Genomic DNA, 10189 nt, shown 5'->3' on the forward strand with positions numbered 1-10189 from the left:
GCGGAACGTCCCGCCGCGCCGCCTTGCGGCACAATAGGGCGTTTCCACGCCGCGCCGGCGTCCGCCGGCCCAGACTTCCATGTTCCGTTTCGAATGCAAGGCCTGCGGCCAGTGGCATGAAGGCATGCCGGCCTTCGACGCCGAAGCGCCGCTGTTCTACTACCTGATTCCCGAGCCTGAGCGCGCCGCGCGCTGCGAGCTGTCGTCCGACGTCTGCGTCGTCGACGGCAAGTACTTCTTCGTGCGCGGCTGCATCGAGATCCCCGTGCATGGGGCGGACGAGCCCTTCGTCTGGGGCGTCTGGGTGTCGCTGAGCGAAGCCAGCTTCGGCCAGTACCTGGACAGCTACGACGAGCCCCGGCGCGCGCACCTGGGGCCGTTCTTCGGCTGGCTGTCCGCCAGCTTCAAGGTCTATCCGGAAACGGAAGGCAGCTTGAAAACCCATGTCCATCTGCGTGACGACGGCGTGCGGCCCTATATCGAGCTGGAAGCCACCGATCATCCGCTGGCGCTGGAGCAGCGCCAGGGCATCGACGCGGCGCGGCTGGCGCAGATCTACGCGGCCTATATGCACGCCTGACGGCGGCGCCGTGCTGGCTGGCGGTCAGCCGCCCAGCGCCCGCAGGTTGAGCGCATGGCTGCGTCCCAGCCAGACCGCGCAGTCGCGGTGGTCGCGCAGCGAGTCGCCGGTGTTAGGATGCGCGAACACGTCCAGCGCGCCGTGGTTCAGCGCCAGCCAGGTCATGATCTCGGTGAACTCCGCCGGCGGGAAAGCGATCTGGTAGCTCCAGCACGGGTGCGGCCCCACCAGTTTCTCGTGGAAGCGGCCCATCTCCATCCTGTCGCCGAAGCGCGCGATGACGCGTTCGCGGAACGCATGGGCCGCGTCCCGGCTGGCCGCGTCGAAATACACGTGGGCGTGCCAGCCGCTCACGGCGGCGGGTTCGAGGTCGATATCAGTCGTGCTCATGCTCTTGCCTGGCAGGGCCGGCCGCGTGGCCGGCGATGAATGGGGCGCGTCTCAGCCGCCGGCCAGCTTGGCGCGATGGCCCAGCTTTGCCAGCGCCTGCGCGACGCGTTCGCGGTGGTCGCCCTGGATCTCGATCACGCCGTCCTTGACGGTGCCGCCGCTGCCGCAGGTCGTGCGCAGCTGCTTGCCCAGCTGCTCCAGCGCCGGGCCGACCATCGGCAGGCCGCGCACCAGCGTCACGCTCTTGCCGCCGCGGCCCTTGCTCTCGCGCCAGATGCGGGCCACGCCGTCGCCGGCGGGGGCCGGCGCGGCGGCCTGGCAGGCGCAGTCGGCGACGGGGCGGCGACAGGCGGGGCACATGCGGCCGCCGTCGGTGGAATAGACCAGGCCGCCTATGGATTTGTTTTTCATGAGCTTATGGCGCGAAGCACGGGACGATGACGCAGTGTATCGCCTTGCCCGGGCGCTGGCCGGCCTGGCGCGCGCCGTGGCGGGGATCGCGGGCTGGACGGGGCGGCGGCCCGTCGGCGGATTGCCAAGCGACTTGCGGTAAGGTGTCGCCTTTCCGGGACCCGCGTGCCTGTCCCAGGCTCGGCCCCACCCATCCGCAGGGAGCAGAACTTGAAATACCGCAAACTCGGCCGCAGCGGCCTGGACGTCAGCCTGATCGGCCTGGGCACCATGACCTGGGGCGAGCAGAACACAGAGGCAGAGGCGCACGAGCAGCTCGACTACGCGCTGGCGCGCGGCATCAACCTGATCGACACGGCCGAGATGTACCCCGTGCCGCCGCTGGCGCAGACCCAGGGCCTGACCGAGACCTATATCGGCACCTGGCTGGCCAGCCGCAAACGTCGCCAGGACGTGGTGCTGGCGAGCAAGGTCGCCGGCCCGGTGCGCGACCCCAAGCGTCCCGGCCACATCCGCGACGGCAAGACCTTCCTGGACCGCAAGAACCTCACCGCCGCGCTGGATGCCAGCCTGAAGCGCTTGCAGACGGACTACCTGGACCTGTATCAGCTGCACTGGCCCGACCGGACTACGGCGACCTTCGGCAAGCTGGCCTATCCCTGGACCGAGGGCGAGCAGACCGTGGCCATCGAGGAAACGCTGTCCGTGCTGCAGGACTTCGTGCGCGAGGGCAAGGTGCGCCATGTGGGCGTGTCCAACGAAACGCCCTGGGGCGTGGCGCAGTTCCTCAAGCACGCCGAGAACCAGGGGCTGCCGCGCATCGTGTCCATCCAGAATGCCTACAGCCTGCTCAACCGCGTGTTCGAGAGCGGCCTGTCGGAATTCTCGCGCCACGAGGACGTGGGCCTGCTGGCCTATTCGCCGCTGGCCATGGGCATGCTCTGCGGCAAGTACCTGGACGGCGCCCGGCCCGAGGGCGCGCGCCTGACGCGCTACGAGCGCTTCACGCGCTACAGCAATCCGCAGGCCGAGGCCGCCACCGCCGAGTACGTGGCCCTGGCGCGCCGGCTGGACCTGTCGCCGACGCACCTGGCGCTGGCCTTCATCAACCAGCAGCCCTTCGTGACGAGCAACCTGATCGGCGCGACCACGCTGGCGCAGCTCAAGGAGAACATCGACAGCGTGGAGGTCACGCTGCCGCAGGAAGCGCTGGACGGCATCGCGCAGATCCACGCGCGCCATCCGAACCCGGCGCCCTGAGGCCGGACGGCCCAGCGCTACAGCCTCAGGCTGTACACCTGGGCCGTCTCGCCCCACGGGTGGTAGCCGACGCCGTCGGGCTGGAAGCCGAACTTCTCGTAGTAGCCGCGCAGGTCGCTGCACAGGTGCAGCGACCTGAAGCCCAGCGCGCGGGCATGGTCCGCCGCGTGCTGGATCAGGCGGCCGCCCAGGTTGCGGCCACGCAGGTCTTCCTCCACATGCAGCGCGCACAGCCACGGATACAGCTCGCCGCGGCTGATGAAGTCGTTGGTGATGAGGCCGGCGCAGCCGACGAGGCGCGCGCCGTCGCGCAGCACATACCATTGCGGCAAGGGGTTCTCGGCGCCGATGCAGCGGGTGATGGCATCGTCGTACATCATCATGGTGTCCGCGCTGGCCCATTGCCGCTGGAAGTAGCGGATGGCATCCAGGCGGATGGCGGGTTCGTCGCGTACGGAAACGATCTGCACGGGCTCTCTCTTCGTGAATGGGGGGCGCCGGTTCAGCCGGCCGCCTGCTGCGTGCCGGCGGTGGCGCGCAGGCTGTCCTGCAGCTGCGCCAGCACGCGGCTGGGCGCGTCGGCGCTCCACATCATACCCACCGCGCCAAAGGCCAGCGGCTCGGGCAGCCTGACGATGTCGACCAATTTCAGGCGCTTGTACAGCTGCGCCACCGAACTGGCCAGCGTCGACACATAGCCCGTTTCGTGCAGCAGCGCCTGCAGCGCCACCAGCGAGGCGGTCTCGATGCGCGGCGAGGGCGTGGCCACGCCGGCCTGGGCGAAGGCCTCTTCCAGCCTGCCGCGCGATACCGTGCCCGCCGGCGGCATGATCCAGGGATGCGCGGCGGCTTCCTTCCAGCCGGGCCGCCGCAGCCGGGCCAGCGGATGGCCGGGCCGCGTCACGATGCTGAAGGTGTCGCGCATTAGCGGTTCCATGCGTAGTCCGGCCTGATGACCGCGCACATCCAGCGGGCCGACGATCAGGTCGAGTTCATGGCGTTGCAAGCGCTCGATCAGGGGCGTCACCAGTCCCTCCACCACTTCCACGTAGATGCCGGGGAACTCGCGCTGCAGGGCCGCGATGGCGCGTGGCAGCAGCACCGGCGAGGCCGACAGCACCGTGCCCACGTGCAGCCTGCCGGCGATGCCGGATTTCACGGACTCGATTTCCTCGCTGGTGCGGCGCAGGTCGCCCAGCATGCGGCGCGCATGCCGCGCCAGGACTTCGCCCGCTTCGGTCAGGCGCAGTCCCCGGTTGCGCAGGAACAGCGGCGTGCCGACCAGGTCTTCGATGTCGCTCAGCCAGTGAGAAACCGCCGGCTGCGTCATGTGCATCAGGTGGGCCGCGGCGGTGACGCTGCCGGCTGACGCCAGCGTCAGGAAAATCTCCAGGTGCCGCAGCTTCAACCGGCGCGCCCAGGCGATGTGGTCCAGGTTCCAATCCATGCCGTGGCTCCGTCAAGTATGAGTAAACGCTAATGGAAAGCTCAGGATTATTCATTTGTCGGCCATGGTTGGCGATACCAGAATACCCGTAGCACCCCACCACTTCCGGTATCCGACATGCCCAGACTGACTACTGCCGTCTGGCGGCACCGCCGCCAGCAGATGAATGACCTGATGGACGCGCTACGCCTGGACGCGCTGGTGTTCACCTCGGCCGACTTCTTCCAGTTCGCCACCAATTTCCATACCGACGTGCTGCCCTGGGAGCGGCCCATATACGCCGTGGTGCCGCGCGACGGCGACGGTTTCCTGGTGATGAACGAGCTTTCGACCAACCACATGCGCTTCTCGCGCGAACAGGGCAAGGTCTGGATCACCGACGTCAGCTTCTACGCCGAGCATCCGCGCGTGGTCGAGCGCCTGCCGCTGCCGTCGGAGCTGCCCGAGCTGCTGGCGCAGCGCCTGGCGCGGGCCGGCCTGGCGCGGGCGCGCATCGGGGTGGAGGGTGGCAGCCCGGCGCTGACCGCCGCGGCCGCGCAACTGCCCGACCTGCGCCTGTTGCCCTGCACCCGCGAATGCCGCGCGCTGCGCTGGCGCAAGCACGAGGAAGAACTCGCGGTGATGGCGGAGATCGGCTCGCTGGCCGACTGGTTGCAGGAACGCTACCGCGAGAACATCCGGCCGGGCAGGCTGGTGCAGGAGCTGGATTGCGCGATGGCCGCGCTATGGGTGCAGGAAGCCGCCGAGCGCTTTCCGGGCGAGCAGTTCGAGGTGATCCGGGCCTGGACACTGAGCGGCCCGGCGTCCGCGTCGCCGCATGGCGACGGCGCGTCCTGCGGCGCGCGCATCCGCGAGGGCGACGTGCTGGTGAACATCCTGATCCCGCGCCTGAACGGGCTGGCCATCGAGAACGAGCGCACCTGGTTCTGCGGCCGGCCCAGCGCCGAGCAGGCGGCCTTGTGGACGGCGGCGCGCGACGCCAACCTGGCAGGCATCGAGGCCGCGGTCAGCGGCCAGCCCGTCAGCGGCATCGACGCCGCCGCGCAGGCGGTGATCGAGCGCGCGGGCTACGCCGCCCACATCCGGCACCGCACCGGCCATGCCATCGGCATCATCCATCACGAGTATCCGGAGAACATGGCGTTCTGCCATCGGCCGCTGGAAGACAACGAGGTGTATTCCGTGGAGCCCGGCCTGTACGTCTACGGCATCGGCGGCTTCCGCATCGACGATACCGTGGTCGTGGGCCGCGAGCCGCGCACCCTGACCGCCACGCCCAAGACGCTCGACCATGCCACGGTCCTTTGAACTGACGGGCGCGCCGGCCCTGGCGCGGGCGCTGGCCGGCGGCTCACAGCCGCAGGCCGGCCTGCTGCAGCTGGACGCGGCGCTGGCGCGGGACCTGGGCCATAGGCTGTTCACCGTGCTGGCGCTGGACTGGACGCGCGGCCTGAGCGTGCGCCACTACAGCAGCGCGCCACTGGCCTATCCGCCCGGCGGCGCCAAGCCCATCGTGCCCGGCGGCGAGTTCCATGCCCGCGTCATCGAGGCGGGCGAGCCGCGCTTCTGCACCGACGCCGACGCTATCCGCGCCGCCTTTCCCGACCACGCGCTGATCCTGTCGCTGGGCTGCGAATCGGCCGTCAATGTGCCGGTGCGCTGGAACGGGCGCACGCTGGGCTCGCTGAACCTGCTGCACGAGGCGGGCTGGTATGGCGAGGACATGCTGCCCGTCCTGCGCGTCTACGGCGCGATGGCGGTGCCGCTGCTGCAGCAGATCCATCTGGACCGATCACACGACAATACGACCACAGGGGAAACACCATGAACATCAAGCGAGCGCTGGCCGCGCTTTTGCTGGCCGGGCTGTCGCCCGCCGGCGCGCAGGCCGAGGCGCAGTATCCGTCCAAACCCATCACCATCGTCTATCCCTACGCGCCCGGCTCGGCCTCGGACACGCTCAGCCGCGTGGTCGGGGAAGTATTGCAGAAGGCGCTGGGCCAGCCGGTGATCGTCGAGAACAAGCCCGGCGCGGGCGGCACCATCGCGCTCGAGTACGTGTCCCGCGCCCAGCCCGACGGCTACACGCTGGCCTTCACCGCCAGCGGCGCGATGGCGGTGAGCCCGCATCTTTACAAGCTGCGCTTCAAGCCCACGGAAGACCTCGCGCCCATCACCACGCTGGTCGAGATCCCCTTTGTCTTCGTCACCCGCGCCGATGCGCCCGAGCGCGATCTGCAAGGCTTCATCCGCAAGGCCCGCGCCACGCCCGGCGGCGTGACCTCGGCCAACGCCGGCATCGGCACCCAGGCGCACCTGACGCAGATGCTGTTCCAGAACGCCGCCGGCATCGATCTGAACGTGATCGCCTACAAGGGCGGCGCGCCCGCCGTCAACGACCTGATGGGCGGACACCTGGACTCGATGATCGACAACGCCGCCGCGCAGGCCGGCTATATCCAGGCGGGCAAGGTCCGTGGCCTGTTCGTCACCAGCAAGTATCGCGTGGCCGCCTATCCGGACGTGCCCACGGCCGAGGAGGCCGGCCTGCCCGGATTCTCGGCCGTGGGCTGGTTCGGCCTTGCCGCGCCGCGCGGCACGCCCGACGCGGTCATCCAGCGGCTGAACGCCGCGCTGGTGGCGGGGCTGGGCGAACCCGCGGCGCGCAAGCGCTTGACCGATGCGGGCTGGGTGCCGGTGGTGGGCACGCCCGAGGAGGCGCGCGAACGGGCGCGGGCGGACCTGGACGCGCTGGGCAAGGTGGTGCTGCAGATCGGCTTGCAGCCGAATTGACCGGTCAGCGCCGCTGTCGCCGGGGGCGGCCTCAGCGGGCTGCGCAGCCCGGCGCGCGTGGCAGTTCCGCACCCGGCGCCAGCAGCAGGCGCGCATTGCGTCCGGGCACATAGGACAGCGTGCGCGCGCGCCACGCGGGCACGTCGGCATAGGCCACCTGCGCGTTCCTGCCGCTGGACGGCCGGCCGTCCAGGTCCAGCCCCGGCGCCTGGAGGCAGGCATCCTTGACCTCCAGCCTGGCCAGCTCCGCGCCGTCGCGCCAGCGCACGGCGCGGAACGTCAGCGGCGTCTTGCGGGTGATCACCTTACCCTGTTCCACATAGCTCGCTCCGCCCGGCCCCGTCACCAGCCGGTTTGGTTCCTGGCGCACGACGGTCTCGCCGGGCGGCGTCATCAGGAAGGCGGTGTCGCCGTCGATGTCGAGCAGCATGCCCGCGCCCAGGCGCACGACCTGCAGGGAATCGTGCCGGACCAGCGCGGTCTCGGTCCAGTCGGTCTGCACCCGGCTCCAGCCCGGCATGCGCGCATCCAGCAGCTTGCGGGTCTCGACCGTGTCGCGCGCCTCGTCCTCGGACAGCCGCAGGCGCTCCACGCGCAGGCGGCCGCCACGCGCCGTCAGGCCGGCGAGAAAGGTCTCGTTCGAATCGCGGAAGAACATCAGCACGCTGTCCGGGCCAACGGGCAGGACGGGGCTCAGGCAGTAATAGGGGCGCTTGGCGAGCCTGGCGTCATCGGGATGCAGGTAGCGTCCGAGCGTCCCGCCTGGGCCGCACAGCGCTTCGCCCTGGAACGAGGCGGCGGTGATGCGGAATGTCTGGCTCTGGCCGGTGTTCACGTCGCGCTGGCTCTGCTGCGCGGCGTCGATGCGCAGGCCGCCCGCGTCGAACACGGCGGCGGCCTGGGCCGTGGCGGCGAGCATCAATGGCGCGGCGGTCAGGCTGGCGCCACGCAGGAAACGGGACAGGCGGGCATGGCGGAGCAGGGTGCGCAATGGAGTTCCTTCCTGTTGGGGCGGGCGTTCAAACATAGCACGCGGGGACTCGGCGCCGCTTGGCGGTCAGGCTTGCGGCGCTCTTGCCCTGGCGTGTCGCACAAGCCTTGTATGGGCGCGGCAGCGCGCCTATAGTCGATCCGTCGAGGGGAAGTCGCGTCCCGCGCATCCATCCTCACCGAAAGCCCGCCTGCCCATGCAGCGGGCTTTTTTCGTTTCCGAACCCCATCCCTGTGATTCCTTTCCTGAATACGGATCCCTATGCAACGACTCATACCCATCAACGTGGGCCAGCAGGCCAATGACCGCAGCGGCGATCCGCTGCGCGACGGCATGGCCAAGGTCAACGAGAACTTCGCCAAGGTGCAGACGGCCATGGACGCCGTGGAGACCGCCGTGGCGCAGACCAGCGCGCTCGCGGGCTCCGCGCGCGATATCGCCGCCGCGGCGCTGCCTGCCGTGCAGAAGAACCGGCCCGGCGGCGTGGCGCCGCTGGACGCGGACGGCAAGGTGCCCGCCGGCAACCTGCCCGATTCCGTGCCGATGTCGCAAAAGGGCGCGGCCGGTGGCGTGGCGCCGCTGGACGCGGCGGGCAAGGTGCCGGCCGGCCACCTGCCCGATTCGATACCCATGTCGCAAAAGGGCGCGGCGGACGGCGTGACGCCGTTGGACGCCGCCGGCAAGGTGCCGGTCGCCCACCTGCCGAAGTTGGACTACCTGCCGGTGATCCTGCGTGGCGCGCCCGACGGCGTGGCCCCGCTGGATGCGCAGGGCAAGGTGCCGGCGGCCAACCTGCCGGCGGTGGAGGATGCCATTCCGCTGGCGCAGAAGGGCCAGCCCAATGGCGTCGCGGCGCTGGCCGCCGACGGCAAGGTGCCGGCGGCGCAGCTGCCGCTGATCGAATCGATTCCCACGGGCTTCGTGGCCTGGGCGCCGAAGCGGGGCGCGATCTGGGCGGGCTGGATTCCCGGCGATGGGCAGCTCGTGTCACGGGCGACGTTTCCGGATCTGGCGGTGGCCGTCGCGGATGGCGTTGTTCCGGTCGTGTCCGAGGCCGAGTGGCTGGCGGATCCGCTCAAGCGTGGCGCTTACACGCTCGGCGATGGGGCAACCAGCATTCGCGTGCCGGACTACAACGGCAAGTCTGCAGGCGCGATTGGCGCGGCCTTTCTCCGGGGAGACGGCGCGTTGTCCGTGGCGAATGGCGGGATCAAGGCCAGCCAGAACAAGACTCATGGCCATACGTTTCAAACCCCGCAGTATCTGGGTTCGGAAACTGGGGGAACATCTTCCTTTCTTGGCACAACCACAACGGTCACACCTATCTTCCCTCGATACACGGCGATGGAGGGTGGTGTAGAGGCGAATCCAACTTTCGTTTCCGGCTGCTTCATCATCAAGGTGTTCGGCGCCGTGTCGCGTCCTGGCAGTGTCGACGCGGCGCAGCTGGCCTCCCGGCTTGCAACGCTAGATGCGGCGTTCCAGAACGACATCGACTTCAAGCTGCTCTATCCCGGCGGTTCGGCGACGACGCCGGGGATCCTCAATCAGAACACGGCACAGACGATAGACAATCCGTTCCCCGGATCCCCGGTCCAGGTCGTGGTCGAGCATGAGTTGAACGGTCAGTGGTTCGAACCCGGCTGGTTCTGCGCGATGGACCGCGCGGGTGCGCCCAGTGATCCCTACTTCGCTTGGGGCATCAAGGCCGCCCATAACCTGGTGACGGACAAGATCATCGTGCGGGCAGGCAAGAACGGCACCTCCACGGATCCGACCATTGCGGGTGGCTCCTGGGTTGGCGCCTGGTCGCAGAACCAGGCCAACGCGCACTTTCGCCTCAAGGTGTGGAAGCTCAAGGGCAGGATCGCGGGGTAGCGAACGTGCGCGGTCCTTGTGGCAGTCTGCTACCTCATCACCTGTGCAACATCTTCAAATAAAACCATCATGCAAAGACTCCAACCCATCAACGTAGGCCAGCAGGCCAATGACCGCAGCGGCGTTCCGCTGCGCGACGGCATGGTCAAGGTGAACGAGAACTTCGCCAAGGTAGAGGCCGCGGTCGACAAGGTCGAGACGGTCGCGGCAGGCGCGCAGCTGCGCGCCGACGCGGCCCACGACAAGGCCGTTGGCGCTAACGTGGCCGCCGCGACGGCGGACGGAAAAGCGGTGGCAGCGGCGCAGTCGGCAGCCGCTGGCCTGGCCGCTGCGGCGGCGGCCGACGGCAAGGCCGTCGCGGCCCAGGCCGCGGCCGACGACGCCGACAGGAAAGCGGTCGCCGCCAATGCGGCGGCGGAAACGGCGGCGCAGTCCGCCG

Annotated in this window: 11 protein-coding genes and 1 pseudogene; 7 read left to right on the top strand and 5 right to left on the bottom strand. The window is 69.4% G+C overall.

All coding sequences use genetic code 11. The annotated features are described in order from the left end of the window. Positions 1-79: 79 nt before the first annotated feature. Complete coding sequence (locus tag AC6LJ9_RS29395; RefSeq protein ID WP_212316674.1) at positions 80-580, top strand: DUF2199 domain-containing protein; 501 nt, start codon at positions 80-82, stop codon at positions 578-580. Between the two features lie 24 nt (positions 581-604). On the opposite strand, the gene AC6LJ9_RS29400 is transcribed toward AC6LJ9_RS29395, so the two are convergent. Beyond that, positions 605-970, bottom strand: coding sequence for a DOPA 4,5-dioxygenase family protein (locus tag AC6LJ9_RS29400; protein ID WP_212316676.1), 366 nt, complete (start codon positions 968-970; stop codon positions 605-607). A gap of 51 nt (positions 971-1021) precedes the next feature. After that, positions 1022-1381: a translation initiation factor Sui1 gene (locus AC6LJ9_RS29405; protein WP_498150293.1), complete on the bottom strand. Its 360-nt coding sequence runs from the start codon at positions 1379-1381 to the stop codon at positions 1022-1024. 210 nt (positions 1382-1591) lie between these two features. Between AC6LJ9_RS29405 and AC6LJ9_RS29410 the strand changes: the two genes are divergently transcribed. Further along, positions 1592-2641, top strand: coding sequence for an NADP(H)-dependent aldo-keto reductase (locus AC6LJ9_RS29410; protein WP_498150294.1), 1050 nt, complete (start codon positions 1592-1594; stop codon positions 2639-2641). Between the two features lie 17 nt (positions 2642-2658). Here AC6LJ9_RS29410 and AC6LJ9_RS29415 read toward each other — a convergent pair whose 3' ends face one another. Beyond that, complete coding sequence (locus tag AC6LJ9_RS29415; RefSeq protein ID WP_498150295.1) at positions 2659-3111, bottom strand: GNAT family N-acetyltransferase; 453 nt, start codon at positions 3109-3111, stop codon at positions 2659-2661. A 32-nt stretch (positions 3112-3143) separates the two neighbouring features. Continuing rightward, positions 3144-4088 carry a LysR family transcriptional regulator gene (locus AC6LJ9_RS29420; RefSeq protein ID WP_498150296.1) on the bottom strand — a complete coding sequence of 315 codons (945 nt, stop codon included), beginning with the start codon at positions 4086-4088 and terminating at the stop codon, positions 3144-3146. 117 nt (positions 4089-4205) lie between these two features. Between AC6LJ9_RS29420 and AC6LJ9_RS29425 the strand changes: the two genes are divergently transcribed. From AC6LJ9_RS29425 to AC6LJ9_RS29435, 3 genes are read left to right on the top strand one after another with little or no spacing between them, the layout of a single operon-like run. Beyond that, on the top strand, positions 4206-5396 hold the full coding sequence (locus tag AC6LJ9_RS29425; protein ID WP_498150297.1) for a M24 family metallopeptidase: 1191 nt from the start codon (positions 4206-4208) through the stop codon (positions 5394-5396). Then, complete coding sequence (locus AC6LJ9_RS29430; RefSeq protein WP_498150298.1) at positions 5380-5916, top strand: GAF domain-containing protein; 537 nt, start codon at positions 5380-5382, stop codon at positions 5914-5916. The genes AC6LJ9_RS29425 and AC6LJ9_RS29430 overlap by 17 nt, the downstream gene beginning before the upstream one ends. Continuing rightward, positions 5913-6881: a Bug family tripartite tricarboxylate transporter substrate binding protein gene (locus AC6LJ9_RS29435; RefSeq protein WP_498150299.1), complete on the top strand. Its 969-nt coding sequence runs from the start codon at positions 5913-5915 to the stop codon at positions 6879-6881. Before AC6LJ9_RS29430 ends, AC6LJ9_RS29435 begins: the two co-directional genes overlap by 4 nt. 31 nt (positions 6882-6912) lie before the next feature. Here the strand turns inward: AC6LJ9_RS29435 and AC6LJ9_RS29440 are convergent, their stop codons facing one another. Next, on the bottom strand, positions 6913-7872 hold the full coding sequence (locus AC6LJ9_RS29440) for a hypothetical protein (protein WP_498150300.1): 960 nt from the start codon (positions 7870-7872) through the stop codon (positions 6913-6915). Between the two features lie 285 nt (positions 7873-8157). Between AC6LJ9_RS29440 and AC6LJ9_RS29445 the strand changes: the two genes are divergently transcribed. Together AC6LJ9_RS29445 and AC6LJ9_RS29450 are read left to right on the top strand one after the other, a co-directional pair. Next, positions 8158-9750 carry a phage tail protein gene (locus tag AC6LJ9_RS29445; RefSeq protein ID WP_498150301.1) on the top strand — a complete coding sequence of 531 codons (1593 nt, stop codon included), beginning with the start codon at positions 8158-8160 and terminating at the stop codon, positions 9748-9750. A gap of 69 nt (positions 9751-9819) precedes the next feature. Continuing rightward, a pseudogene (locus AC6LJ9_RS29450) lies at positions 9820-10189 on the top strand (phage tail protein); the annotation flags it as partial.

It is taken from the genome of Achromobacter sp. 1011811831, from assembly GCF_059760905.1.